This is a genomic window from Streptomyces sp. NPDC093089, from assembly GCF_044754405.1.
Lineage (GTDB): Bacteria > Actinomycetota > Actinomycetes > Streptomycetales > Streptomycetaceae > Streptomyces.
In genome coordinates, this window is sequence record NZ_JBIVPA010000003.1 from 145508 (window position 1) to 171499 (window position 25992).

General features: G+C 71.3%; 18 protein-coding genes and 2 pseudogenes. 5 read left to right on the forward strand and 15 right to left on the reverse strand.

Going from position 1 to position 25992, the window contains the following annotated elements; translation table 11 throughout:
- Positions 1-85: 85 nt before the first annotated feature.
- Together ACIQFX_RS07630 and ACIQFX_RS07635 are read right to left on the reverse strand one after the other, a co-directional pair.
- Positions 86-628, reverse strand: coding sequence for a hypothetical protein (locus ACIQFX_RS07630; RefSeq protein WP_402459817.1), 543 nt, complete (start codon positions 626-628; stop codon positions 86-88).
- 42 nt (positions 629-670) lie between these two features.
- A complete protein-coding gene (locus tag ACIQFX_RS07635; RefSeq protein ID WP_402459819.1) occupies positions 671-9250 on the reverse strand; it encodes a DNRLRE domain-containing protein in 8580 nt (2859 codons plus the stop codon).
- 345 nt (positions 9251-9595) lie between these two features.
- On the opposite strand from ACIQFX_RS07635, the gene ACIQFX_RS07640 reads away from it, so the two are divergent.
- On the forward strand, positions 9596-10051 hold the full coding sequence (locus ACIQFX_RS07640) for a hypothetical protein (RefSeq protein WP_402459820.1): 456 nt from the start codon (positions 9596-9598) through the stop codon (positions 10049-10051).
- Between the two features lie 15 nt (positions 10052-10066).
- Here ACIQFX_RS07640 and ACIQFX_RS07645 read toward each other — a convergent pair whose 3' ends face one another.
- Positions 10067-11401, reverse strand: coding sequence for a GH1 family beta-glucosidase (locus ACIQFX_RS07645; protein WP_402459822.1), 1335 nt, complete (start codon positions 11399-11401; stop codon positions 10067-10069).
- A gap of 61 nt (positions 11402-11462) precedes the next feature.
- On the opposite strand from ACIQFX_RS07645, the gene ACIQFX_RS07650 reads away from it, so the two are divergent.
- On the forward strand, positions 11463-12086 hold the full coding sequence (locus ACIQFX_RS07650) for a TetR family transcriptional regulator (RefSeq protein ID WP_402459824.1): 624 nt from the start codon (positions 11463-11465) through the stop codon (positions 12084-12086).
- Between the two features lie 16 nt (positions 12087-12102).
- On the opposite strand, the gene ACIQFX_RS07655 is transcribed toward ACIQFX_RS07650, so the two are convergent.
- From ACIQFX_RS07655 to ACIQFX_RS07675, 5 genes and pseudogenes are all read right to left on the reverse strand, one after another.
- Positions 12103-13365 carry an MFS transporter gene (locus ACIQFX_RS07655; protein WP_402459826.1) on the reverse strand — a complete coding sequence of 421 codons (1263 nt, stop codon included), beginning with the start codon at positions 13363-13365 and terminating at the stop codon, positions 12103-12105.
- Positions 13362-15422, reverse strand: coding sequence for an alpha-galactosidase (locus ACIQFX_RS07660; RefSeq protein WP_402459828.1), 2061 nt, complete (start codon positions 15420-15422; stop codon positions 13362-13364). Before ACIQFX_RS07660 ends, ACIQFX_RS07655 begins: the two co-directional genes overlap by 4 nt.
- Before the next feature lie 258 nt (positions 15423-15680).
- Entirely contained in the window at positions 15681-16298 is a 618-nt protein-coding gene (locus ACIQFX_RS07665; RefSeq protein WP_402460723.1) for a hypothetical protein, read from the reverse strand.
- Positions 16299-16372: 74 nt separating this feature from the next.
- Positions 16373-17350 carry a hypothetical protein gene (locus ACIQFX_RS07670; RefSeq protein WP_402459829.1) on the reverse strand — a complete coding sequence of 326 codons (978 nt, stop codon included), beginning with the start codon at positions 17348-17350 and terminating at the stop codon, positions 16373-16375.
- A pseudogene (locus tag ACIQFX_RS07675) lies at positions 17349-17411 on the reverse strand (hypothetical protein); the annotation flags it as partial. The pseudogene ACIQFX_RS07675 and the gene ACIQFX_RS07670, both read right to left, overlap by 2 nt.
- Positions 17412-17446: 35 nt before the next feature.
- On the opposite strand from ACIQFX_RS07675, the pseudogene ACIQFX_RS07680 reads away from it, so the two are divergent.
- A pseudogene (locus ACIQFX_RS07680) lies at positions 17447-17713 on the forward strand (DsbA family protein); the annotation flags it as partial.
- A gap of 96 nt (positions 17714-17809) precedes the next feature.
- Here the strand turns inward: ACIQFX_RS07680 and ACIQFX_RS07685 are convergent.
- Positions 17810-19354 (reverse strand): MFS transporter, encoded by a 1545-nt coding sequence (locus ACIQFX_RS07685; RefSeq protein WP_402459830.1) that lies wholly within the window; start codon positions 19352-19354, stop codon positions 17810-17812.
- Positions 19355-19540: 186 nt separating this feature from the next.
- On the opposite strand from ACIQFX_RS07685, the gene ACIQFX_RS07690 reads away from it, so the two are divergent.
- Complete coding sequence (locus ACIQFX_RS07690; protein ID WP_402459832.1) at positions 19541-20605, forward strand: nitrous oxide reductase family maturation protein NosD; 1065 nt, start codon at positions 19541-19543, stop codon at positions 20603-20605.
- A gap of 53 nt (positions 20606-20658) precedes the next feature.
- Positions 20659-21690, forward strand: coding sequence for a methyltransferase (locus tag ACIQFX_RS07695; RefSeq protein WP_402459834.1), 1032 nt, complete (start codon positions 20659-20661; stop codon positions 21688-21690).
- Between the two features lie 93 nt (positions 21691-21783).
- On the opposite strand, the gene ACIQFX_RS07700 is transcribed toward ACIQFX_RS07695, so the two are convergent.
- The 6 genes from ACIQFX_RS07700 to ACIQFX_RS07725 all read right to left on the reverse strand — a co-directional run bounded on the left by ACIQFX_RS07700 (position 21784) and on the right by ACIQFX_RS07725 (position 25931).
- Entirely contained in the window at positions 21784-22116 is a 333-nt protein-coding gene (locus ACIQFX_RS07700) for a TcmI family type II polyketide cyclase (protein WP_402459836.1), read from the reverse strand.
- A 69-nt stretch (positions 22117-22185) separates the two neighbouring features.
- Entirely contained in the window at positions 22186-22665 is a 480-nt protein-coding gene (locus ACIQFX_RS07705; protein ID WP_402459837.1) for an SRPBCC family protein, read from the reverse strand.
- A gap of 1 nt (position 22666) precedes the next feature.
- Positions 22667-22927 (reverse strand): phosphopantetheine-binding protein, encoded by a 261-nt coding sequence (locus ACIQFX_RS07710; RefSeq protein ID WP_402459839.1) that lies wholly within the window; start codon positions 22925-22927, stop codon positions 22667-22669.
- A 24-nt stretch (positions 22928-22951) separates the two neighbouring features.
- A complete protein-coding gene (locus tag ACIQFX_RS07715; protein WP_402459841.1) occupies positions 22952-24199 on the reverse strand; it encodes a ketosynthase chain-length factor in 1248 nt (415 codons plus the stop codon).
- On the reverse strand, positions 24196-25464 hold the full coding sequence (locus ACIQFX_RS07720) for a beta-ketoacyl-[acyl-carrier-protein] synthase family protein (RefSeq protein WP_402459843.1): 1269 nt from the start codon (positions 25462-25464) through the stop codon (positions 24196-24198). The genes ACIQFX_RS07715 and ACIQFX_RS07720 overlap by 4 nt, the downstream gene beginning before the upstream one ends.
- Positions 25461-25931, reverse strand: coding sequence for a cupin domain-containing protein (locus tag ACIQFX_RS07725; RefSeq protein ID WP_402459845.1), 471 nt, complete (start codon positions 25929-25931; stop codon positions 25461-25463). The genes ACIQFX_RS07720 and ACIQFX_RS07725 overlap by 4 nt, the downstream gene beginning before the upstream one ends.
- Positions 25932-25992 lie beyond the last annotated feature (61 nt).

Sequence of the window (25992 nt, forward strand, 5' to 3'; positions counted from 1 at the left end):
CGTGGCCCGGTACGGCACCCCCCCGCTCACGCGAGACGCCCGGCCGGGAAGCCCCGGCCGGGCGTCTCGCACCCACTGCGGTGCGTCAGTCCTGCGGTTGGAACGTCACCTCGCTCACGTCCCAGAGGAACTCGCCGCCCAGCGGGTTCTCCGGCCAGGCGGCACGGAAGTTCCGGACGAGGAACTCCACCATCCCGCAGTTGTAGCGACTCCACAGCATGGCGTCGCGGTGGTAGACCAGGACGGGCCACCGGGCGGGATCGTCGTCCGACGCGTCCCAGCACAGCATGTCCGCGGTGGCGGAGACCCCCCAGGTGATCAGCACCGGGGAAGTGCCCTCCAGCTCGGGCGTCTTCTCCTCCGTCTCCCAGTCGGCCTCGGCGTTCGCCGTCTCGATCACCATGCCGTCCCGCGGGGCCCGGTCCAGCGGCACCTTGGGCTCCGGCCTGCCGATCGACAGGTACTTCTGCACCGCGCCGGCCCCGTAGACCTCCATGTAGCGCCGGAAGTCGTCCGGGAACGGCTTGCCCCACGACGCGGCGAGGGCGGCCCAGTCGACCGTCGTGTCCCCGTCCTTCGGCGGCGGCATCAGCCGGCGCAGGGCGTCCAGGTCGGTCGGCTCACTCATCGGTGCCTCGTTCCGTGTCCGTGCGGTCCGCTCCGGTTCCCGTCATGGCGTGCTCCCCGTGGGTACCGGTGAACCGTTGTCGCTCTGTGTGCCGAGATTGTCTCCCGTACTGAGGGTGTTCGGGATGAACACCTGGAAGTCGATCCCGACGGAACCGTCGGGATTCACGCCGTACGCGGAGATGTCGTAACCGGTCGGCACCGTCCTGCTGCCGTCGTAGCGGGGGGACACGGAGTACATGACGTCCTGGCCCGCCATCACGGCGTTGTAGACCTGCAGTTCGTACGACCGCATGTGGTCGTCGCCCTGCGTGGAGCCGATCTGCTTGGCGTTGGCACCGCGGGCGCACGGGGAGAGGTTCGCGAGGACTCCCTTGCCCGCCAGCTTGTTGCCGATGAGGTGGCACGCGTTGACGTTCTTCTGCGCGTCGAGGCCCTTGCCCTTGGCGTAGCCCTGCGCCCACTCGTATCCCGGCGGGTTGGAACCCACGCCGGTTCCCTTGTTGTTCTTCAGGTACTCCTTGGTCAGGCAGGCCTCGGCGGCCGTGGCCCGGTTGCCGTTGGCCGCGTCCCGGTCGCCGTACTTGATCCAGCCCTTGCCGCAACGTGACTGGTCGTCATCGTCGTCGCTGTCGGGCTCGGGCTGGGGCCGCGGAACGCGCCGCGGGTCGGGCGCGGGCTCGTCGGCGGTGTCGTCCCGCGACCGGTCGGCCTCGTCGATCCGGTCCCGGACCTCGTTGACGACGTACTCGACGGCAGCGGCGACGGCGATGACGGCGACGACCACCACGACGGCCGCGACGAAGGCCACGGCGACCGCCGGGATCGCGAGGGCGAACCAGTGGCCGTCGATCTCGACGTTGCTGATCGGGTTGCCGCCGGTGAAGGCGTAGCGATTGCCGGTGAAGGGGTCGCTGCCCAGGCCCATGTCGGCCAGGGCCCCGTTGTACATGTCCCGGCTGGTGAAGCGGTTCAGCCCCGGGTCGTAGTCACGGAATCCCATGTCGTACGTGCCGGACCCGGCGTCCCACCGCTTGGCGCTGTAGCGGTAGGAGTTGTACTCCTCCTTCGTCGGGTCGGAGGCGTCCGGCTTGTCGATGCCGGTGAACTCCGACGAGTCGTCGTTGCCGTAGGCCGTGTAGCCGTAGGTGGCCTTGGTGTCGCCACCGGCGTCGGTCAGCGTCTCGACGTCCGTGTGGCTGTTGTAGCCGTAGTAGGCGTCCTCGGTCGTCCCGTTCTCGTTGTGCTTGACCTGGGAGAGACGCTGGCCCCACGGGCTGTACTGGTAGGACTTGGTGAGCTTGCCGGCCACCTCCTCGGTCAGCACCTCCTGGGAGAGGCCGAGGTAGCGGTAGGCCGTGGTCTTGCCGTCCGCGGTCTTCGACGAGGTGCGGTCGAGCGGGTCGAAGGTGTACTTCGTCGACTTCATCGCGCCGGTGCCGTCCCGCTGCTGGGACTCGACGACGTGGTCGAAGCCGTCGTAGACGCTGCGCGAGACGATCTGCCCGCCCTGGGACGTCGACTCCTGACGACCCAGCGGGTCGTAGTTGAAGGAGGTGACGGATCCCGCGGTGGTCGACGTCTGGAGCCGGTTGCGGTCGTAGCGGAAGTCGGTGGCGGCGCCGCCGACGGTCTGCTGGACGACGTTGGCGTTGTCGTCGTGGACGTACGTCTCCGTGGCGGCGCCGTTGCCGGTCTTCACCGACTTGGCGATCCGGTCGACCGGGTCGTAGCTGTACGCGGTGGTGGACTCGAGGTACGCCGCGTGGTTGTCGGCGTTCATCTTCTTCGACGCGTCCTGCGCCTTGTTGCCGTTGGCGTCGTAGCCGTAGGTGTGCGAGGCGACGAGCGTGCCGTCGGCCTTCTTCTCCGCGCTGGTCCTGACCGCGCCGTCGAGGAAGTAGCCGAAGTCGACGGTGTTGCCGTTGTCCTTGGTCTCCCGCAGCGGCTCACCGCGGTCGGTGTAGGTGTACGAGGTGACCTTGGGGTCGGTGTCCGTGGGCGAGGTGCCCACCGAGACCGTCTTGACCTTCTCCCGCAGGTCGTAGGTGTACTTCGAGTACTGGTCGGGGTGGGTGATGCTCTCGGGCTGGTCGTTGGCGTCGTAGGTGTAGGTCGTGCTGGTCTTCTGCTGTCCGGCCAGGGTCTCGGTGATCCCGGACACCCGGTTCAGGCCGGTGTAGGAGATCGTGTACGTGTCGACCGCGGCGCCGGACGACAGGTCGTCGATCAGCGAGAGGTTGTCGTTCAGGTCGTAGGCGTAGCGGAAGTGGTGCTTCTCCGCGTCGATGTCGCCGGTGAGGTCGCGCACCAGCTTGACCCCGTCGGCCACGACCTTGCCGTCGGCGGCCTGGAACAGTTCCAGCTTCGCCGCGTTGCCCTGGGTGAAGTCGTACGTGCCGAGGCCGACCCAGGTGCCCGCCGCGGTGGACTGGTCGACCGTGCGCTCGGTGCTGCCGGCGCCGTGGGTGACCTTGTACCGGGCGGTCTTGCTGGCGCCCGCGACCTGAGGGAACTTCACGTACGCGGTGTACTTGCCGTTCTTCGGGATGTTCAGCGTCCAGGAGAACGCGTCCGTCCCGGCTCCGGCCGCGTGCACGCGGTGGTCGAAGCCCTGCTGCCCGGTGAGGTTCGCCGTGGTCCAGGTCCCGGTGGAACCGGTGTGCTGGACGTCGGAGTTGTCGACGAGCGGCACCGCGGTGCCGACCGGCACGCCGTCGTCGGTCTTCTCCTTCAGCTTGCCGTTCGGGTAGTAGCTCCAGCCCATGGTGCGGCTGACGGACCCGCCGGCGGAGCTGAGCGTCCTGGAGGTCTGCAGCCCCAGGTCGTCGTACTCGTAGCTCGTCCGGATGTCCCACGGGTCGGTGGAGCTCCTGGTCCACCCGTTGTCGAAGTAGGTGAACTCGGTGTCGTTGCGGACCGTCTGGCCCTCCGAGGGCGGCAGCGAGGCCCGGGTGACGCGGCCGGCCGCGTCGTAGAACGTCTGCGTGTAGACGTTCGGGTCGTTGTAGCGGGTGTCCGACGGGTCGTACGGCAGGTACTGCTTGACCGGCCGGTTCAGCTCGTCGTACTCGGTACGGCTGGTGAAGTCGTCGGCGTTCGCGGTCTCCGTGCCGCGCGGGGTGACGACCCGGGTGGCGTTGCCGACCTGGTCGTACTCGTAGCGGGTGGTGCGGTACGTGGTGTCGGCGCCGGAGCCCGAGTGCGGAACCCGCTGCTCGGTCTTGCGGCCCCGCTCGTCGTATCCGGAGTAGGTGGTGTTGCCGTCGGGGTCCGTGTCGGCGACGACCAGCGCGTCCTTGTCGTAGGCGCGGCGCGTCACGTTGCCCAGCGGGTCGGTGACCGAGGTGACCCGGTGCTCCAGGTCGTAGGTCATCTTCGACGAGAAGTCGTCGGGGTCGGCCGTCCGGTTCTTCTTCGGGTCGACGACCTCGACGTTGTTGCCCACCTCGTCGTAGGCGTACGTGATCTTCTCGCCGAGGGCGTTGACCACCGAGGAGAGCTGGTAGATCTCGTCGTAGTTCTGGGTGGTGGTGTAGTCGTCCGGGATCCCGGGCGTGGCCACGCCCTTCGGCTCGGTCGTGGTCTTCAGGTGGCCGGTCTTGTCATAGGTGTAGACCGTCCGGCGCAGCGGCGCGGTCGGCGTGTCCTGCGGCGAGGTGGCCTCGGTGAGCTGGTCGGCCGCGTCGTAGACCGCCGTGGAGACGGCACCGGTGGGCGCGATCGCCTTGGTGACGTTGTCGTTGGCGTCGTAGTCGGGTGCCGGAACGGTGATGAGGTCGCCCGCGGCCTGGTCCTTCGGCGCCGTCCTGACCAGCGGCCGGCCGTAGGTGTCGTACGTCTGCGTGGTGCGGTGGCCCAGCGGGTCGGTCGTCTGGGTGACCTTGCCGCGCACGTCGTACGCGAAGCCCGTGCTGCTGCCGAGGGCGTCCGTGATCTTCGCCGGGTAACCGGTCGGTGTGAACTCGCTGTTGACCGTGGAGTGGCCGTTGGCGTCGGTGGCCTTGGTGAGCAGGCCGTGGCCGTCGTACTCGTACGTGGTCGTGTAGTCGCCCGCGGTCGGCGTCGCGACGCCCTTCGGGTCGGTGACCGTCTTCAGGTTGCCGAAGGCGTCGTAGCCGAACTGCCAGGCGCGGCCCTCCGGCGACGTCTTGCGGTACAGGTCGGAGGAGTAGCCGTCCAGCCGCTTGACGTACTCGAACTTCTGGGCGTCGGCGGGGTACTTGCCGGGCGCGCAGTCGCTCTGCGGCGGGACCCCGCCCTTGTTGTGCTCCGCGGTGCGCTTCCACAGCGGGTAGCCGGTGAGCGGGTCGTAGCAGTAGGCGGTGACGGCGCCGTTGTTCTCCTCCATGTACGTGACGTTGTTGTCCGCGTCCCACGCCAGCTCGGTCTGCTGCGCCTTGGCGTTGACGGACCGCACCGGACGCCCGAAGTCGTCGGTGACGTACGTGGCGTCGTGGCCCTCGGCGTCCGTGACGACCGTGGACGTGAACCGGGTGTCGGTGGTGTCCGCGGCGTAGGCGAACCGCGTGGCGCCGCCGATGCGGTCGGTGATGGACTGGGTCCACCAGTGGTACTTCGGGTCGTCGCCCTCGCTCGGGTAGTAGTAGTCGAGAGCGGTGGCGTTGCCGCGCGGGTCGGTGATCCGGACCAGCTTGACGTTCTTGTTGCCCTGCTCGGCGTCGTACGTGAAGCCGAAGACCTTCGGCTGGGACGAGCCCGCGCCGTCGGTCAGCTGGGTGAGGAGCCCCTTGTCGGAGTACTCGAAGGCCAGCTTGCGGCCCGAGACGTCGGTGATCGACTTCAGGTGGTCGACGACCTTCGGGCTGCTGGAGTCCGCCTTGGTGTAGTAGGTGGCGGTGAGCGTCTGCCGCCCGGCGGGGTCGGTGATGTACGTGAGGAACTTGGTCGGCTTGTTGTTCGACTTGCGTTCCTCGTACGTGAACGTCTGGGTGTTGCCGTTCTTGTCGACGACGGACGTCTGGTAGCCGTCGCAGCCGAAGAGGAACCGGGTGCCGTCCGGACGCGTCATCGTCCAGGCGTCCGGGACCGGGTCCTTCGCCGGGGTGCAGTCGAGACCCGGCTTGGCCGACAGCCGGAAGTGGACGCCGGCCGGCGCCTTCCACGTGCCGTCCGGCTGCACCCGGAAGACGTGGGTGGTGCCGTCCCCGTCGGGCAGCCGCACCTCCCGCGGGTTCGGGTTCGGGTGGAAGTCCAGCGGGGCGCCGAGCCTGATCGGCCCCGCGGCCTGCACGGACCAGCCGTGACCGGCGACGGTGTCCGAGGTGTCCTGGGTGTTGTAGGCGAAGCGGACGAAGGTGTTCAGACCGCGGCCCGGGTTGCTCAGGGCGTTGTACTGCCAGACGGTGTTCCCGACGGCGGTGTTGTTCATCAGCGACGAACCCGCGCCGGTGTTCTTGCCGTTGTACGAGGAGAACTTCTCCAGGCCGAGCTGGTCCGAGGTCGGGTCCTCGACGGTGACGTTCTGCCGCAGCCCCGCCGGACCGCCCGTACCGGACAGCCAGGTGCCCGCCGCGGTGTCCCGGACGTCCCAGGTGAGGACGTACTCGGTGCGCTTGCTGCCGGAGCCCGAGTTGATCGGGGCGCGGAGCTTGCCCTGCAGGGTGACCGAGGCGCCGGGCAGCAGATCGGCGGGCAGGGCCGTCTGGAGCTGGTTGCCGCCGGTCGTGGCGTCCGTGCCGTCCGGGAGCGCCCACCGGTAGCTCAGGGCGTGGGTGCCGGCCTTCCAGACGGACGTGGTGGTGTTGGTGAGGGTGAACTCGACGGTGTGGTCGCTGTTCGGGGTGATCCGGGCCGGTGTCTGCGGCGCGTAGTACGTCGACTCGGTCGTCGAGTCGACGTACGTGACCGCGATCCTGGGCCGCAGGCGCTGCTCCGTGCCCTCGGAGGACAGGAACAGGGTCCGCTCCTGCTGAGCCGCCTCGTCGGCCATCTTGAGGACCACGCCCCGCTGGGACGACGGATTCGTCACCCAGGACTGCGCGAGCGAGGTGACCGTCCAGTTGTGCCGCGACGGGTCGTTCGTCTTGGCCCCGGTGTCGCTCGCGACCGCGCCGAAGTCACCGCCCGCGGTCGCCCAGTTCGTGGCCGCGTCGGCCTTGACCCAGGTCGCGCCGGCCTCGTCGAAGTCGCGCGTCAGCGGGCGGAGTTCGTAGACCGCGCCGGCGGTGTCCGTGGAGGTCTGGGTGCTCCACAGGCGCACGTCGGCTTCGAGGACGCGCGCGGTGGTGGGGATGCCCAGGGCCGGGAACTTCAGCACGGCGCGGGTGTCGCCGTAGGTGGCGGAGTTGTTGCCGACGCTGAGCCAGTTCTTCGGTCCGCCGTCGTCGATCGTGTCGAGGAGGGACGTGGGCCGGGCGGAGGACAGGGTGGTGTCCTGCGTCGCGTCCAGGACCTTCGTCGTCCGGCCCGCCTTCGGCAGCCGTACGAGCCGGCTGGGTGCGGCGAGGACCTGCCCGTCCTTCGTCTTGACCGCGACCATGTAGTAGTAGGCGCGGCCGAACGGGTCGGGGTCGTCGGCCTTCGTCGGCACGGCGCTCGTGTCCGTGTACGAGGTCGCCGTCGACGCGACGGGCGCGACGAGGGTGGCCGCCGACGGGGTGAAGGCCTGGGTGACGGAGCGGTGGACCTGGTACTCGGCGATGTCGTCGCCGGTCACGATGGGATCCGGGTCCTGGTACGCCGACCAGGTCAGCTCCGCGCCCGTGTCGTGGATCGTCGTCGGGGTCGCGAGGTCGACGCCCTGACGCCCGAAGGTCATGACGAGGCGCGGGTAGTTGGCGGTCTCGCCGCCGTACGCGTACTCACTGCCCTCGTAACGGGGCCCGCCCTTGGGGCCGTTGGCGGACTCGTCACCGGCCTTGATGACGAAGCCGTTGTTCGCGTAGGTGCCGTCGATCCACTGCTGGACCGTCTTCGTCACAGGGAAGGAGTGCCAGGCATTGAGCTCGCCCGGCTTCTTGGTGACCGAACCGCCCTTGGTGAACCGGACCGCGTCCGCGATCACCGAGGTGCTCGTCGACGCCGGACCGTCCCCCAGGACGATCTTGCCGAGCGTGCCCGCCTTGAACGGGTGCGAGCCCAGCGTCTTCCAGACCCCGGCCGTGCCGGCCTGCTGGTCGACCGTGTACGTCTTCGACCCGCCGTCGTACGTGACGGTGTACGGCGCGTTGGTCGCGCGATCCGACGCCGGGACGTAGTGCGCCTCGACCTGGTAGGTGCCGTTCTCGGGAAGGTTCGGCTGCCAGGTGTACGTGTCACCCGCGACCGAGTCCTTGTTGTACAGGTAGTCCTGGTTCACCGCGTACTGGGTGTACGCGGTGTTGCCCGACGCCGGCCAGGCGCCGACGGCGGCCGTCCGTCCGGCGTCGCCGTCGTCCACCACGACCGAGGTGCCCGACAGCTCGCCCGTGAGCGTGCTCGCGCTGTTCCAGGTGGCCTTGTCCTCGGTCCACGCCTGCGTGGCGCGGTGCGCCTCCAGCTGTACCTCGGTGTCGCCGGTGGTGTGGGTCTGGTCGTAGTACAGCTTCAGGTCGGCCGAATCGAGCGTGGTGCCGGCCGGGACGCCGGTCAGCGGGAACCGCAGCAGCGCGCGCGACGCGCCGGTGCTGGTGTTGCCGACCGACAGCCGCCAGTTCTCGTCGTAGTTGTCGGCCGGACCGTCCGAGGAGATCATCACGTCCTGCGCCGTGCTCGGCGTCGGCGCGATCGAGATCGTCGGGTCGATCGTGACCGGGTACCGCCGCTCCGGCGCGGCCAGCCACTTCGCGTCCGGCGTGACCGTCAGCTTCCAGCCGTCGCCCGCCCGGACGAGCTTCTGCTCGACCGCGGAGCTGTGACCGGTGCCGTACGGCGAGGAGGAGTCCTTCCTCGCGTCCGTCATGAACGCGGCCGGAACGACGAGGACCGGATCCGCGCCCTCGCCGTAGAACCGGATCGATCCGTCCTTGTCGGCCCTCGGCGTCAGCCCGCCCGCGTCCAGGGTGAACGTGAACGTCACCGGGCCGGCGGGCCGGGCGTCCAGGACGATGTTCTCCTTCACCCGCCCCGGACCCACCTGGTACGTCAGGTCCGCGCCGGCCACGGCGTCCTTGTACGTGACGGTGTCGCCCTCGGCGACGGGAGCGAGCGTGCCCGCGCCCTCCAGGCCCAGGGTCACCGCGTGACCGCTGCCCGCCTCGAAGCGCAGCAGCCTGGCCGCGTCGGCGCCGAAGGAGGTGCGGGCGACGTTGGTCGTGTTGGTGAAGGCGAAGCCCCCGGACCGGGCCGCCGTGACCGTCGGGTCGATGTCCTTCCACGACTTCCCCGACCGGTACGCCGTCGGCTCCGCCGACACCTCGGCCTGCACGCGCCCGTCGGACAACGTCCAGTACCGGGCGTTCGACGTGCGACGCTCCGTCAGTTCCTTGACGCGCTGCGGCTTTCCGGCCGCCCTGCCCTGCGGCAGCTTCTCCCGGCTCGGCAGTACCGGGGACCCGCCGGTCGTCGGCTGTTCCGGCCCCCTCTCGCTTTCGTCCTCGGTGAACCAGTCGGCTAAAGTGCCGGTTATTCCCTTGCCGTCATCGGCTGAAACCGGTGCCGCATAGGCGACTTGTGGAAGCATGGTGCCGACGACCGCCGAAACCACGAGGCAGGCTATTGCCGGCCCGTATCTCGCTTTCACGCCATTCCCCTCTTCGGTGGACCTGGGTTCGACCGAAGCGCCTCAAGGCATGGCGAATCAGACCACCTCCCCGCACGGGGAAGTGGCCTTGCGGGAGCTTCGATCGCGAGCGGGGGGATTCTTCACCACGGATCTCATGTGCCGTCAACCGTCAGCTCATTAAGGGCATTTCGCTGAGCCGGTCGCTGGTGATTGGGGCCGCCTTGCCCGACATTTCCGGTGCCTGGCGTCCATCGAATCCGGTGGTGTATAACCCAAGCCGATTCCACGACGGAAGGTGCTGCCATGCCGACGACCGAAGAACAGAATCGCCGCGTCGACCGCAGTGATCGCGTCGGCGTGGCCGTCGCCGCCGTACTGCTGCTGTTGTGCGGCGCGTTCGTCACGTACGGAATCCTCGACACCGGGGCCGATGAGGAGGCCGCGGGCAAGCGTGCCGCGGCCTCCGCCGCCGAGGCGACCTACGACGTGACCTACGAGGTGCTCGGCGAGGGTGCGGCCGACATCTCCTACCGGGGGGCGGGCGGCGGCGAGGCGCAGGTCGTCACGCGTGTCGGCCTGCCCTGGCGGAAGACCGTGAGCGTTCCGGTCGGCGCCTCGCCGATCGTCAACGTCACCCTCGGGGAGAAGGGCGGTACGGCCAGTTGCACCCTGGCCGTACGCGGCGAGCACGTCCAGCGCGCCACCGCCACCGGCGCCTTCGGCCGGACCACGTGCGGCGGCGATTCCTCGGAGGGCTGAGCGGGAACGGGCGGCTCAGCCGCGCTGGGCGCGGATGAGGTCGCGGTACCACGCGAAGGACGCCTTCGGGGTGCGGACCTGGGTGTCGTGGTCGACGTGGACGAGACCGAAGCGCTGGTGGAAGCCCTCGGCCCATTCGAAGTTGTCGATCAGCGTCCAGGCGAAGTAGCCGCGCACGTCCACGCCCTGGGCCACGGAGGCGTCGACGGCCCGCAGGTGGGTGTCCAGGTAGTCGATGCGGTCGAGGTCGAGGACGGTGCCGTCGGCGTCGACGACGTCCTCGACCGAGCAGCCGTTCTCGGTGATGTAGACGGGCGGGAGCGCCGGGTAGCGCTCCTTGAGGGCGACGAGCAGTTCCCGTAGGCCGTCGGGGACGACGGGCCAGCCGAAGGCGGTGCGGCGGTAGCCCTCGATGGGGGCTTCCTCGAAGGGCAGTCCCTCGGACGTGGGTGCCTGGATCCGGGTCGGGTTGTAGTAGTTGATGCCGAGCGCGTCCAAGGGGGCCGAGATCAGTTCGAGATCACCGTCCCGGACGGAGCCGCCCAGGGTGGCGTCCGCGCCGAAGGCGGACAGGTCGGGGTAGCTGCCCGTGAGGATCGGGTCGTTGAACAGCCGGTTGTGCAGGGCGTCGTAGGCCTGTGCGGCGGCGCGGTCGGCGGCGGTGTCCGAGGCGGGCCAGACCGGGGTGCAGTTGTTGGCGATCATCGTCCGGAGGCCGCGCGCCCGCAGCTCCCCCGAGGCCAGTCCGTGGCCGAGCAGTTGGTGGTGGGCGACGGGGAGGCAGTCCAGGAAGAGGGCGCGGCCCGGCGCGTGGGTGCCGAGACCGTAGCCCCAGACCATGTGGATGAACGGCTCGTTGAGCGTGATCCACTTCTGGACGCGGTCGCCCAGCCGGTCGGCCGCGAGGGCGGCGTACTCGGCGAAGCGGTACGCGGTGTCGCGGTTCAGCCAGCCGCCGGCGTCCTCGAGGCCCTGCGGGAGGTCCCAGTGGTAGAGGGTCGGGACGGGTTCGATGCCGCGGGCGAGCAGGCCGTCGACCAGCCGGTCGTAGAAGTCCAGGCCCTGCGGGTTGGCCTTGCCCGTGCCGGTCGGCTGGATGCGGGGCCAGGCGAGGGAGAAGCGGTAGCCGGTGAGGCCCGCTTCGGCCATCAGGGCGATGTCCTCCTCGTACCGGTGGTAGTGGTCGCAGGCCACGTCACCGGTGTGCCCGTCGCGGATCGTGCCCGGGCGGGCGGCGAAGGTGTCCCACACCGACGGCCCGCGGCCGTCCTCTGCGGTGGCGCCCTCGATCTGGTACGACGCCGTCGAGGCGCCCCAGACGAAGTCGGCGGGGAGGTGGTTCAGTGTCACGTCGGGCCTCCTGGAACATGAGCAGTGCTCACGTTAACTTCTCGGGTGGAATGATGGAAGGGTGAATCAAGACCGCAACGCCGGGACGCTGCGCAGGATGCCGGTCCAGAAGCGCAGCGCCGAACGCTTCGAACGGCTGCTGGACGCCTGCGCCCGACTCCTGGACGAGGTCGGCTACGCCGCGCTGACCACCAAGGAAGTGGCCCGCAGGGCCGACGTGCCCATCGGCACCCTCTACCAGTTCTTCTCCGACCGGGAGGGGCTGATCGGCGCGCTCGCCGTCCGCAACCTGGAGACGTTCATGGCGCGGGTCGCGGGCCGCATCGAGCGCGAACGGCCGGAAGGCGTCCCGGGCATCGTGGAGGTGACCGTGGACGAGTTCGTCACCATGCGCCGGACCATCGCCGGGTTCGGCGTGGTCGACTTCGGCGCGGTGGGACAGGACCACGTCCTGGAGCCGACCCGGGACAACAACACCGCGGTCGCCGGCAGGCTGCGCACGCTCACCGCCTCTCTGGCCGGGGGGCAGGACGACGCCGAACACGACCTCGCCGTGCGGGTGGCGCTCGAATGCGCGGACAGCATCCTGAAACTGGCGTTCGCCACCGATCCGCAGGGCGACGCCCGGCTGATCGCCGAGTGCAAGCGCGTCCTCGTCAGCTATCTGAACGACCGGCTCGCATGACGCCCGCGGGCCCGGCTCAGCGGACGCCCCTGACCTTCCAGACCATCGCCGCGCCCAGTGCGGCCATGGCCGCGGAGCAGAGGAACAGCGAGCGGTAGCCGCCCAGACTGCCCAGCGTGACCGAGGCGATGGGGGGAACCAGGACGAACGGCAGGGACGTCATCAGGTTGGCCAGGGCCATGTCCTTGCCGCGGTCCGCCGAGGCGGGGAGCACCTCGGTGATCAAGGCGGTGTCGACGGCCAGGTACACGCCGTAGCCCAGACCCAGGACGACGGCCGCGACCAGCGTCACGGTCCACGTGGGCGACACGGCGAGGAGGGCCGCGGCGGCGGCCATCGTGAGGCCGCCGAGGAAGACCGGCATGCGCCGCCTGCCCAGCCTGTCGGACAGCCAGCCGCCGAGCACCACCGTCGAGACCGTGGCCAGGCAGTTGACTCCGATCACGATGAGCAGGCCGTCCTCGGTCGACCGGTCGGGGAACAACTGCTCGTAGTGCAGGACGTCGTCCAGGAAGTACGGCAGGTAGAGCGTGCCGAGGCCGTACCCGAGGCCCATGGCGAACCGGGAGCCCATCGCCCAGATGAAGTCGGGGTGCTCGCGCGGGCTGATCCGGTAGCCGTCCAGGAAGGCGCGCAGGGAGAACGGCTCGCGGTCCCCGACGGGAAGCGGCGGATCCTTGACGGCGGTCGCGAACAGCACGATCAGCAGCGGCAGCGCGGCCAGCAGCAGGTACTGCGCGGAGAAGCCCGCGACCAGGCCGATCAGCAGTCCGCCCGCGATCAGGCCGCCGGCCTGCGGGGCCATGGCCCAGCCGAGGACCATGCCCCGCTGGGCGACGGGAACCTGGTCGGGCACCACCGGGGAGAGCCCGGCGCCGATGATCATGCAGGCGGCGGACAGCGCGAACGAGCCGATCGCGACGCCGGCGACCGTCGTCTGGACGCCGAGGAAGACCAGCGCCGCCATGTAGACCAGGGAGCCGACGACCATCCACGGCCGGCGCCGGCCGAACCGGCTGGTGGTGCGGTCGCTGAGGGCGCCGGCCAGCGGCGCGAGGACGATGCCCGAGATCGCGCCCATCGCGCTGACCCAGGCGTAACTGCCGACCTTTCCCGCCGGATCGATCTGCGCGACCTGCTCGGGCATCAGGAGCGTGGTCGGCACCAGGAGCGGGACGAACAGGCCGACATTGGCCAGGACGTACAGGGTGACCCAGTCGCGGCCGACCGCGCGGACGGGCTCGGTGAGGGAGTCGGACCGCGCGGGGGCGAGGCTCATCGGGGCACTCTCCTGAGGTGGACGAGTTCGCTCGTCCAGTCGAAGGGCAGCAACGGCGGCAGGCCGTGGCCGAGCAGCACGGCGCCGGCGTGGACGGCACCGGTGGCCTCGTCCCGGTAGCGGGCATCGGGGTCGAGGCCCCTCAGCCGGGTGCGGGCGACCGACCGACCGGACGCGGACGGCTGGAACTGGAAGACGACGACCTCGTCCTCGGTGAGGTACTGCACGGCGTCGTGCTCCAGCCGGTACTGGACGCCGCCGTGCACCACGGGCCGGATCCGCTTGTACTGCCCGACCAGCATCCGGGCCCAGGCGAGATCCTCCGCGCTCCATTTCCCGAGGTCGCCGCCGATGCCCATCGCCCCGGCCATCGAGACGTGGAAGCGGTACCGGAGCGGCGTCGGGCGGGCGGTGAAGCCGTGCGGACTGTCGGTGACCCAGGCGCCCATCGTCCGGGCGGGCAGCAGCTGGCCGTGGCCGTGCTGGATGGCGACCCGGTCGACGGCGTCGGTGTTGTCCGACGTCCAGACCTGGTCGGCGCGGGCCAGCACGCCGAGGTCGGCCCGGCCCCCGCCGCCCGCGCAGGACTCCAGGTACAGGCCGGGGCGGGCGGCGCGCAGCCGGTCCATCACCTCGTAGACCCCGTGCGTGTGCTCGATCCAGACCCGGTCGGGGTCGGCCGCCCCGGGCTGCCCGGCCTCGCTGAAGGGCCGGTTCATGTCCCACTTGAGGAAGGCCACGTCCAGCTCGGTGACGGTCCTGACCAGCCATTCCACCGCCCATTCCCGGACGTCGCGGCGGGCGAAGTCCAGCACGTGCTGGTTGCGGCGCTGCGTCCGGGCGCGGCCGTCCTGGCAGAGGATCCAATCGGGGTGCGCACGGAAGAGGTCGCTGTCGGGGTTGACCGCCTCGGGCTCCACCCACAGGCCGAATCCCATCCCCAGTGCGCGCACGTGGTCCGCGAGCGGGCCCAGGCCGTTCGGGAAGCGGCCGGGGTGTGGCCACCAGTCGCCGAGCCCCGCCCGGTCGTCGTTGCGGGCGCCGAACCAGGCGTCGTCCACGACGAAGACCTCGACGCCGACGCCCGCGGCCAGTTCGGCCAGCTCGCGCTGCTGCTTCTCGTCGATGTCGAACTCGGTCGCCTCCCACGAGTTGAAGACCAGGGGGCGTTCGGCGGGCCGGGCGGGGAGCACCTGGCGTTCGACGTAGGCGTGCCAGCGGCGGCTGGTGCCGCCGAAGCCGTCGGGGGCGTACAGGCCGGTGAAGACGGGAGTCTCCAGTCGCTCACCGGCGCCCAGCTTCCAGACCAGCCCCTCGTGCCCGAACCCGCCGGTCCAGGAGGCGCGGCCGTACGGGGCGCGGCGCAGAGTGATCCGGCGGCTGCCGCTCCAGGCCAGGGCCGCGCTCCAGACCTCGCCGTGCTCCTCGTCGGCGTCCCGCGCGTCGAGCATCAGCCAGGGTCCGGCGTGCTGTCCCGTGATGCCGAGGCGGCTGGTGAACACGGTCTCCCCGACGGGCACCCGGTCGCGCCGGAGCTGGAACTCCCGGCCCCATTCGCCCACCACGTGGCTGACCCGGTAGTCGTCGCGGGCGGGCAGCGTCCAGGCGGCGGAGTCGAACCGGAGGACGTCGACCGGTTCGCCCGCGGTGAGGACGGCCCACCGCTCGATCTGGTCGTGGCCGTCCCGGACCCGGTAGTTGAGGTCGAGGTCGAGCGAGCGGACCCGGTCGGTGAAGGAGAGCGTGAGCAGGTCCCCCTCGACCGTGTGCGAGACGAACCGCCACTCGAAGCCGCGGACGCCGTCGCCGAACCGGACGGTCAGGGACGGCGGTCCGAACCGCAGACCGCCCTCCACCCCGTACTCCTCGCCCCCCGGATCGTCGCCGTTGGGGTCCTCGGCGGGGAGGTCGGCCGCCACCGAGACGGCCTGCTCCAGGCTCAGCGGCCGGCCCCAGTGCACGTGCCGGGGGACGTCACCGGCATCCAACCGGAAGGCGTACGAGGTGCCGGGAGTGGTCAGAAGCCAGAGGCGGGCTTCGGGGTGATGGGTGATCACACAGCTCCTCAAATATGAGTCGTGCTCATGTTCTGCTCGTACGGTAGGCAGTCGAGCCCACGCTGCCAAGCCCCTGGCGGGGCGGAAACCGACCGAGGCCCAGCGGAACAGGAGCCGACCCCGCTCGGCGAGTGGCCGGCCGCCGGATCCAGACGAGCAGTTCCGCCCCCGCGGTGCGGACGCGCGCGAGGCCCGCCGGGTACGCGAGGGACTCGGCCCTGCCCCGGGCGTCGGCGAGGAGCGAGGCGGCCCGTCTCCTCAGACCGGGGAGACCGAGCGCGAGCGCGGGCACCGTGGTCGTCTCCACGACGAGGAGGTGCCGCCCCGTCCGCTCCGCGTGCCCCGCCTCCCGCTCCAGAAGCGAGACGGCATCCGAGAGGCGGCCGGTCCGGACCAGGGCCCAGCCCCGCAGGCAGGCGGCACGGGAGCGGCCGCGCCGGTCCCGAGCAGCGAGAGCGCCTCCTCCGGCCGGCCGGTGCGCAGCGCGAGTTCCGCGGTCGCGAGCCGCACCTCGTCGAGGGCCTGCTGCTCGCCGGACTGCCCCGCGCAGCTCGCCGCTCGGGAGAGGAGCGCCCGCGCCATCGGCGGATTCCAGGTCATCCGGGTCCGGGCCAGAGCGGTGAGGGCGTACGGCAGGGTCCGCGGCGCCCGCGAGCGCGCGGTCTGCTCCGCCGCCACGGCCAGCCTCTCCGCCTCGCCGTCCCGGCCGAGGAGCAGGTGCAGCTCCGCCAGGTTGGTGCGCTCGAAGGAACTCGCCTCGGGGCTGCCGACCCGGTCGGCGAGGGCGGCGGCGCGCTCCCCGTACGCGACCGCGTCGGTCAGCCGTCCCGTCCGGCGCGCGTTCTCGCGCAGGATGGACAGCGCCAGCGCCTCCACCGAGGCATCTCCCGCCGCGACGGCATGCGGCAGGGCCTCCTCGGCGGCGGCCTGCGCCTCGCGCAGGCGGTCCGTCAGCCCGAGCGAGACGGCCTGCTGGGCCAGCGCGCGGGCGAGGGCCCCGCGCCCGCACGGCCGGGCAGGTCCGCGGCGGCCGACTCCACGGCCTCGGCGTGCCGCCCCTCGACGAAATCGATGATGGAGGAGGCCAGCCGGTGCGCGGCCACCGCGCCCGGGAGGGTCGCCGGGCCGGGACTCCGGGCGTCGAGCGCCCGGCGGGCCTTGTCCTGCCTGCCCGTCCGGATCAGGGCCTCGGCGAGCCGGGCCGTGACCGCTACGGCGGTGTCCGCGTCCCCGGCCCGGTCCGCCGAGGCGAGGGCCGTGCGCAGGACGCCCACGGCATCCCCGTAGCGCGACATCCGATGGATCAGGACGCCGTGGTCCGTGCCCACTCCGGCCGCCAGGACCGGATCGGCCGCGACCAGGGGCGTCGGCCGGCGGTAGTACCCGCCCGCCTCCTCGTTGGCGTACAGCGCCGCCGCGCGCTCCGCCGCCCGCCGCAGGTGGTCCGCCGCCCGGCGGTCCTCGGCGCGCAGCAGGTGCCACGCCAGCGCGTCCACGTCGTCGGGCCGGTGCCGGAGCAGGGTCTCGCTCCAGGCGGCGTGCAGGCTGAGGGCACGCAGCCGGGAGAGGAGCTCGTAGCAGGTGAGCCGGAGCAGCGGGTGCCGGAAGGCGAGCCCCGTGACGCTCCGGCCGCCGACCCCGGCGAGGCGCGCGGCGGCCTGGGCCGCGAGCCGGGACTTGCCGATCCCGGCCTCCCCGCTGAGCAGGACCACCGGGGCGTGCGTGGTGGCGACGACCGTGCGCAGCAGCTCCTCGCGCCCGTGCAGCGTGCCGCGCGTGGCGGTCCGTACGGCGGAGGGCGGGGGCGCTCCGGTGGCGGTGCCCTCCCGGCGGGGGCGGGGGGACCGGTGAGGACCGGACCGCGAGGCGGCGCAGACGCTCCGTCTCCGGCCCCGGGGCGATGCCGAGTTCCTCGGCCAGGGCGTCACGGCACCGCTCGTACTGGCGCACCACCTGGGCGTGGAGCCTCTGTTCGAGGCAGGCGGTCATGAGCAGTCGGTGGGCGTGCTCGTCGGCGGGGCAAGTTCGAAGCCATGTACGGCGAGCTGTTCGCCACCCAGAAGGAGTGGGGCGAAGCACAGGCCTCCCGGGCCCCGCTCTTCCGCACCTACGCGCAGAGCCTGGGGCTGGACATGACGCGGTACGACGCCGCCCTGACCGACCCGGCGACGCAGGCACGCATCAGAGCGGACCAGAAGGACGGACTCGGACTCGGAGTCCAGGGGACCCCGACGTTCTTCGTCGACGGCGTGAAGATCCGGACCCCGCAGTCCTACCGCGACTTCAAGGCCCTCATCGACGAGCGGCTCACCCGAGGACGCGGCCCGAGGACGCGGCCCGAGGACGTCGGCCGGGGGCGCGACGCCTCACGTCATAGGCGACCGGCGTTACAGGGCGGCGTCCGCTCGCGTCTCCTGTCCGCCCGGGATCGCGCCCGGTCCCGGGCGCTGCCCGGTGTCGGCCGTGGGGACGCGTACGGTCGCGACGACGATCAGCGAGGCCGCCGCCCCCAGCGCCGCCGCCACGACCAGCACCGCGTTGAGGCCGGACATGAACGCCTCGCGGACCAGGTGCGTCATCGCGGCGCGTTCGTCCTCCGGCCAGCCGGCGACGAACGACCGGGCGTGTCCGCCGCTCAGGACGACGGCCGCCGCGTGCGGGTCGGGGATGCCGCCGTCGGCCTTCAGCACGGCCTCGATCCGCGACTGGAAGATGACGCCGAACACGGCGATCCCCAAGGCGAAACCCAGCTGGCGGAAGGTGTTGACCGCACCGCCCACCATGCCTCCGCGCTCCGGCGGCACCGTGGCCAGGGCAGCCGCCGACAGACTGGGTGTCACGAGCCCGACGCCCAGACCGGCGACGACGAGCCCGGCCACGATGCTGCTGCCCGAGGATCCCGCGTCGAGGGTGGCCTGCATCCCGGAGCCCAGGGCGATGAGTGCCAGCCCTCCTCCGATGGTCGCCCGTGGCGGCCAGGGGCCGAAGCGGCCCGCGAGTACGGACGCGAGGAACGCGGAGGCGCACATGGGCAGGATGTACAGACCGGCTTCGACGGGCTCGTACCCGAGGACGGACTGCATCCACAGGGACTCGTACAACAGGTAGGCGAACGCGGCGCCCTGCAGGAACAGGGCGGCGGTCATGATGCCGGTGAACGACGGTCCGCGGAACAGCGACAGGTCGAGGATCGGGTGCTCGACCCTCGTCTCGACCACGACGAACAGGGCGAGGGCGGCAGCCGCCGTGCCGAACAGACCGAGGGTGAGAGGGGTCGTCCAACCGTCGGAGTGGGCGCGGATCAGCCCGAAGGTGAGGGCCCCGCTCGCCACCGTGAAGGCGACGGTGCCGAGGACGTCCGCACGCTGCCGCCCCTGCCCCTTGGCCTCCCGGACGGACAGGAGCGTCATCGCGACGGCGGCCAGGCAGACCGGCAGGTTGACGAAGAAGATCCACCGCCAGTCCAGGTACTGGGTGAGGAGTCCGCCGACCACGGGCCCGGCCGCGGCGGCGACCGAGTTGGTGGCGCCCCACACGGCGAAGGCCACCCCCCGGTCCCGACCGCGGTAGTGCATGCCGAGCAGGGCGATCGTCGTACCGAACATCCCGGCGGCGCCGATCCCCTGCACCGCGCGGGCGCCGATCAGCACACCCGCGGTCGGGGCGACCGCGCACGCCACCGACGCCGCGGTGAAGACGATCAGCCCGACCAGGTACACCCTCCTGCGGCCGATCCGGTCGGCGCGGGAACCGACGCCGAGCAGCAGCGCCGCCAGCGCCAGCGCGTACGCGTCGACCACCCACTCCAGCTCGGAGAGCGTGGTGCCGAGGTCGGACGCCATGGCGGGCAGCGCCACCGTCACGATCGTGACGTCCAGCAGGAGCATGAACGTGCCCAGACAGATCGCGGCCAAGGGCCACCACTTGCGCATCCGAACCCCTTCGCCGCCCGCCGCACCGAAGACGTGCCCCCGGCGGGCCCCATGATCCACGGAGGAGCGGGGACCGCCGTGAGGACCCGCGCGCCACGCCCAAGCGTGGACCGCAGGGAGGTATGCCTAGGTCCGCCTGGGGGATCACCGGTGGCAGGCCGGAACACGCGCTCTTAGCTTCGGCACATGACCAAACGACAGATCGCCCTGCTGGCCTGCACCGTGGCCCTCACGGCCTCGGGTCTGGGCGCCGCCGCGCCCGGCACCGGGAGTCGTACGGCACACCTGGTGAAGCCCGGCGATTCCATCCAGAAGGCCGTCGACACCGCGAAGCCGGGGGACACCATCGTCCTGTCACCGGGCACCTACCGCGAGAGCGTCCGCATCACCACCTCGGGCCTGACGCTGCTCGGCTCGGGCTCCGCCGCCACCGTCCTCGTGCCCGGCGGCGCCACCGCCGACGACGCGTGCGCCAAGGCCGGTCACGGCATCTGCGTGACCGGGACGGAGGGCCGCCCCGTCCAGGGCGTCACCGTGCGCTCGCTCACGCTCCGGGGCTTCACCGGCAACGGCCTGTGGGCGTCCCGCACCGACCGGCTCACGGTCCGCAAGGTGCTCGCCGAGAAGAACGGGAAGTGGGGCATCGCCCAGGAGAGATCCACGCGTGGCGTCTTCGGCCACAACACCGCCCGGAACAACGCCGACGCCGGACTGTTCCTGGCCAACACCACCGACACGGAGGCCGGCGCCACGGACGCCGAGGGGACGGTGGTCACGCACAACAGCCTGTCGGGCAACCGGATCGGCCTCACGGTGCGGCGCCTGCGGAACGTGACCGTCGACCACAACGAGGCGACCGGGAACTGCGCCGCCGTGTTCGTGGTGGGCGACGAGTCCACGCCGCGCGCGGGGGCGATGACCCTGCGCCGGAACTACATCCACGCCAACAACAAGTACTGCCCGAAGACCCCCCGACTGCCCTTCCTGCAAGGCACGGGCATCGTCCTCACCGGCGCCGAGACGACGGTGGTGGAGAAGAACCGGGTCGTCGACAACGTGGGCACCTCGCCGCTCTCGGGCGGCATCGTGCTGTTCAAGAGCTTCGTGGGCGCTCCGAACGAGCAGAACGCCATCCGCGACAACGTGGCGGTGCGCAACAGCCCCGCCGATCTGGCCGACCGGGACACCGGCAAGGGCAACACCTTCACCCGCAACACCTGCACGCTCTCGGAACCCGCCGGAATGTGCTGACCCACCGGGATCCCGACACCACCGACGGCACGACAGCAAGGACGAGCGAACAGATGACAACGGTTGACCCGGCTCCCCCCGCCCCGCCGATGCGGCTGAGGGAACTCGTCTTCGGGGCGGCGTGCGCCGCCGCCGTACGCGCGGCCGCCCGCCTGGGCGTGCCCGACGCCCTGGGCGACACGCCCATGACCGCGGAGGACCTCGCGGCCGCCGTGAAGACCCAGCCGCGGACACTGCGCAGGCTGCTGCGCGCGCTGTCCTGCCAAGGGGTCTTCACCGAGCGGCCCGACGGCACCTTCGCCCACACGGAGATGTCCCGCCTGCTGCGCGAGGACGACCCGCACAGCCTGCGCTACATCGCGCTGTGGTGCACCGAACCGTGGACGTGGGACGTCTGGCCGAAGCTCGACGAGGCCGTGCGCTCCGGACGGAACGTCTTCGAGGACGTGTACGAACGGGAGTTCTTCGCGTACCTCAACGAGGACGCGCCCGAGTCCGCCCACGTCTTCAACCGGGCCATGACCACGTCGAGCAGGCAGTCGGCACAGGACGTCGCGGACCTCCTCGACCTCGGGGGCGTGTCCTGCGTCGCGGACATCGGCGGCGGACAGGGACACGTCCTGGCGAGTCTGCTGGAGAAGCACCCGTCCCTGAACGGCGCGCTGCTCGACCTGCCGGGCGTGGTGGAGAACGCCGACCCGCGCCTGCGGGACGGCGGCGCGCTGAGCCCCCGGGTCCGCGTGGTCGCCGGCGACTGCCGCGAGGACATCCCGATCCAGGCGGACGTGTACATCATCAAGAACATCCTGGAGTGGGACGACGACAGCACCCGCAGGGCGCTCGCCAACGTCCGCAGGGCGGCGCGCCCCGGCGCCCGGGTCGTCGTGATCGAGAACCTCGTCGACGACACGCCCTCGATGAGGTTCACGACCGCCATGGACCTGCTGCTGCTCCTCAACGTCGGCGGTGCGAAGCACACCCGGCAGAGCATGGTCGACCGGCTGACCGACGCGGGGCTCGTCATCGGCGAGATCCGCCCGGTCAACGCCTACCTCCACGCGTTCGAGTGCACCGTGCCCGCCTGACGGGAACGGGGAGACGAACCCGAGGCCGCCCGCTCCGCGTCGTTCGCGGGGCGGGCGGCCTCGGGTTTCCCTGCCGTGCGTACCTCGGGGGGATCAGGAACCTGCGTCGCGCTCCCAGGTGTAGAAGCACTGCGCCATGGCGTCCTTGGGGCTCCGCCACGTCTGCGGGTCGTACGCGCTGACGTATGCCGACAGCTTCTCGCTGGCGTCGCGGAACTCGGGGTGTCCGGTCAGCTTCGCGATGGCCGGCCCCGGGTCCTGCTCCGACTCGATGAGGTGCAGGTACACGTCGCCGAACTGGAACAGGCGACGCCGCGTGACGCCGACCAGGTGGGGGAGTTCCCCACGGTCGGAGGCGGCGAACACGTCGGCGATCGCCGGGGCCGAGCCGGGCGCCATGCGGGCGACGATCAGGGCGTGGTGCATCGAGCGTCCTTCCAGGGTGCGGGGTGTGCGGGGTGTGCGGGGTGTGCGGGTGTCCGCGGCCGGGATCGGTCAGCCGGGCAGGACCGGGGCGCTCCGGAGGTCGCGGGCGACCTGCTCGATGCGGTCCCGGATGAGGGCCATCTGCGTGCGGGAGTTGCGGTTGATGTTGTCGGTCATCCACGCGTCGTCGACCGGAGCGTCGGGCTTCATCGCGAAGTCCTGCACCCAGCGCATGTGGACGCCGGCCGGGGTCTCCTCGTACTCCCACCGGATGTTCATGTGCTCGAACGGTCCCGTCTCGACGCGGCGGGCGCGGACGGTCCGCCCGGCGCGGTCGACGGTGCGCTCCGACACCCAGCTCCAGACCTTCCCGGACTCGTCCGGGTGCATGGTCAGGCGGAAGGTCGTGGAGTCGCCCTCGCGGGAGAGCACTTCCAGGGAGGCGTACTCGCTGAAGAGGTCGGGCCACTTCTCGATGTCGTTGGTGATGTCCCAGACGAGGTCGAGCGGGGCGTCGACGGTGACGCTGTTGTCGGTGTGGCCGGCCACGTCAGACTCCCGTCTTCAGGGTGCTGTTGACCAGGTCGAGGAACTCGGCGGGCGTCTTGGAGCGCTCGGTGTCGGTGGGCAGCGCCACGCTGTACCGGTTCTCCAGCTCGCCGACGATGCCGAGCAGGCCGAGCGAGTCGAGGCCGAGGCTGGTGAACGGGACCTCCGGCGTCCTCTCCAGCTCCTGGGCGTCGACGGTGACCCCGGCCGCCTGCTTCATCAGCACGGCGAGATCGTCGAAGGTCAGTGCGGTGGTGATCATCTCTGTTCTCCTTCCCGCCCGGTCCTACCGGGCGGAGTCGTCGCCGCGGCGCACGACGAGCGCCGCGTTGGATCCCATGAGCCCCCGGCTGAGGACGAGGGCCGTGCGCAGCTCGGCGGGCCGAGCGCGGGACACCACCAGATCGAGGTCGTGGCAGATGTCGAACACGTGGGGAGTGGGGGGCACCACGCCGTCTTCCATCGCGAAGACCGCGGCGGCCGTGTCCAGGACGGGTGCTCCGCAGTAGGCGCGGCCGATGCCCGTCTTGGGCGCCGTGACGGGTACGCGGGTGCCGTGCGCCCCGAGGGCGTCGGCGATCGCCAGCGCCTCGGCGCGGTCCGCCTCCGGCACGCCCAGGGCGTCGGCGAAGACGACGTCGATCTCCTCCGGGGCGCACCCGGCCTCGTCGAGGGCGACACGGATGGCGCGGGCGAGTCCCTCCCGGGACTCCTCCCAGCGGGAGGCGCCGGTGAACGTGGCGCCGTGACCGGCCACGAAGGCCCGGACGTCCGCTCCCCGGGCGCGGGCGCGGGACTCGTCCTCCACGACCAGCATCGCGCCGCCCTCCGCCGGGACGAAGCCGCAGGCGGCGGCCGTGAAGGGCCGGTACGCGCGGTCCGGGTCCTCGACGGTGCTGAGCTCGGGGTATCCGAGCTGGCACACCATCGAGTACGGGGCGAGGGGCGCCTCCGCGGCGCCGACGAGCAGCGCCCCGGTGCCGCGTCGCACGGCCCGAGCGGCGTGGGCGACGGCGTCCAGGCCGCCCGCCTCGTCGCTCGCGACCACGCCGCACGGCCCCTTGAGGCCGCTCCTGATGGAGATCTGGCCGGTGCTCGCGGCGTAGAACCAGGCGATGGACTGGTACGGGCCGACGAACTTGGATCCCTGGCCCCAGAGCTTCTGGAGCTCTCGCTGACCGAACTCTCCGCCTCCGGACCCGGCCGCGGTGACCACGCCGAACGAGAAGGGCTCCGCGGGGTCGTCCCGGGCGAGGCCGGCGTCGTCGAGGGCGAGTTGGGCCGCGGCCATCGTGTAGTGGCTGAAGCGGTCGGTCTGGACGAGGAAGCGGTCCTCGATCAAGGTGGAGGCGTCGAAGCCGCGGACCTCGCCCGCGACCTTGAGGGGCAGGTCCTCGCACCCCTCACGGGTGATCCGGTCCAGGACGCCGACCCCTTCCCGGACGGACTTCCAGTACGCGTCGGCACGCTGTCCGTTGGGGGCGATCACGCCGATCCCGGTGACGACCGCGCGCCGTGGGCGTTCAGTGCTCATCGTGTCCTCCCACCCGATCGCGTCAGGAGCACCGCGGACTGGAAGCCGCCGAATCCGCTGCCCACGGAAAGCACGTTCCTGAGTTTCCGGGGGCGGGCGGTGCGCGGCACGTAGTCCAGGTCGCACTCGGGGTCGGGGGTCTCGTAGTTCGCCGTCGGGGGTACCACCTGGTGCTTCATCGCGAGCACGCATGCGGCCACCTCGATCGCGCCGATCGCGCCCAGCGAGTGCCCCACCATGGACTTGATGGAGCTCATGGGCGTGTCGTAGGCGTGCGCGCCCAGTGACCGCTTCACGGCGGCGGTCTCGTGCCGGTCGTTCTGCCGGGTGCCCGAGCCGTGCGCGTTGACGTAGTCGATCAGCGTGGGGTCGAGCCGGGCCTGGTCGAGCGTGGAGTCGATCGCCCGGGACATCTCCAGCCCCTCGCCGGTCAGACCGGTCATGTGGTACGCGTTGCCGAAGGTGGCGTAGCCGCCGATCTCGCAGTAGATGTGCGCACCGCGCGCCCTGGCGTGCTCGTACTCCTCCAGGACGAGGACGGCCGCACCTTCTCCCATGACGAAACCGTTGCGGTTGTTGTCGAAGGGGCGGGAGGCGTGCTCCGGGTCGTCGTTGTCGGGCGACGTGGCCTTGATGGCGTCGAAGCAGGCCATGGTGATGGGGGAGATGGGGGAGTCCGAAGCGCCCGCGATGCAGACGTCGGCCCGGCCCTCCGCGACGGTGTGGAAGGCGTAGCCCACGGCGTCGAGGCCGGAGGTGCAGCCGGTGGAGACCGTCTGCACCGGGCCGCGGGCGCCGAACTGCTCGGCCACGACGGAGGAGAGCGTGCTCGGCGAGAACGCCATGTGCAGCTTGGGGCCGGCCGCGCGGTGGTCCACGTCCCACCGCTGCCCGCCCCCGCTGACCAGGACGTAGTCGTGTTCGAGTCGGGTGGTGCCGCCGACGGCGCTGCCCAGGGAGACGGCGACGCGCCAGGGGTCTTCGGCGTCGGTGTCGAGTCCGGAGTCGCGGACGGCTTCCCCGGCGGCGACCACGGCGAACTGGATGTACCGGTCGGCGTGGCTGCTCACGTCCGGATCCAGCCCGTGGTCCGCCGGGTCGAAGTCGCACTCCGCGGCTATGCGGGAGCGCAGCCCGACCGGGTCGAACAGGGTGATGCCGCGGGTCGCGGTACGGCCGGCGGCGAGCAGGTCCCAGAACGCCTTCGCCCCGGTGCCGCCTGGAGCGACCACACCGATGCCGGTGACGGCCACTCGCCGGGTCACTCGATGGCCCCGCTTCGCTCGGACACCCGTCCCGGGTCGTGCACGGTCAGGTGCGGGCCCGCCGCGGCGAGCTCGGCCTCGTCGGTGACCTCCGTGTCGACGTGGCCGAGGCTCGGTCGGGGGGCGAGCGGGCCCAGGTGGAAGACCATGCGGGCCTCCACGTCGCCGACGTTGCGGAAGCGGTGCCGTACGTCGATCGGGATCAGGAGGCCCTGGTCGGGCTGGAGCGCGTACGTGTCGCCATCCAGGTCCACTTCCAGCGCGCCCGAGACCACGTACACGAACTCCTCCGAGTACGGGTGGTAGTGCTCGCCGATGCGCTCGCCGGGCTGGACGATGGCCAGGCCCATGAAGCCGCTGGTGGAACCCACGGTGGCCGGCGTGAGCATGGCCCGCAGGTCGCCTCCCCGCCTGCGGTTGGGTTCCGTATCGCTCAGGTTCACGATGTGTGGACGCTGCTTGAGCATGGTTGCTACCTCCAGATGTGACAGTGACGTGCTGGGCAGCGGCCGCGGTGCGAGCCGCGGC

What these genes read in the sequence shown, in the direction of transcription:
- ACIQFX_RS07690 (WP_402459832.1), top strand. Translation starts at nt 19,541, where the DNA reads ATGACCAAACGACAGATCGCCCTGCTGGCCTGCACCGTGGCCCTCACG.
- ACIQFX_RS07700 (WP_402459836.1), bottom strand. Translation starts at nt 22,116, where the DNA reads ATGCACCACGCCCTGATCGTCGCCCGCATGGCGCCCGGCTCGGCCCCG.
- ACIQFX_RS07685 (WP_402459830.1), bottom strand. Translation starts at nt 19,354, where the DNA reads ATGCGCAAGTGGTGGCCCTTGGCCGCGATCTGTCTGGGCACGTTCATG.
- ACIQFX_RS07725 (WP_402459845.1), bottom strand. Translation starts at nt 25,931, where the DNA reads ATGCTCAAGCAGCGTCCACACATCGTGAACCTGAGCGATACGGAACCC.
- ACIQFX_RS07695 (WP_402459834.1), top strand. Translation starts at nt 20,659, where the DNA reads ATGACAACGGTTGACCCGGCTCCCCCCGCCCCGCCGATGCGGCTGAGG.
- ACIQFX_RS07630 (WP_402459817.1), bottom strand. Translation starts at nt 628, where the DNA reads ATGAGTGAGCCGACCGACCTGGACGCCCTGCGCCGGCTGATGCCGCCG.
- ACIQFX_RS07640 (WP_402459820.1), top strand. Translation starts at nt 9,596, where the DNA reads ATGCCGACGACCGAAGAACAGAATCGCCGCGTCGACCGCAGTGATCGC.
- ACIQFX_RS07715 (WP_402459841.1), bottom strand. Translation starts at nt 24,199, where the DNA reads ATGAGCACTGAACGCCCACGGCGCGCGGTCGTCACCGGGATCGGCGTG.
- ACIQFX_RS07635 (WP_402459819.1), bottom strand. Translation starts at nt 9,250, where the DNA reads ATGCTTCCACAAGTCGCCTATGCGGCACCGGTTTCAGCCGATGACGGC.
- ACIQFX_RS07710 (WP_402459839.1), bottom strand. Translation starts at nt 22,927, where the DNA reads ATGATCACCACCGCACTGACCTTCGACGATCTCGCCGTGCTGATGAAG.
- ACIQFX_RS07655 (WP_402459826.1), bottom strand. Translation starts at nt 13,365, where the DNA reads ATGAGCCTCGCCCCCGCGCGGTCCGACTCCCTCACCGAGCCCGTCCGC.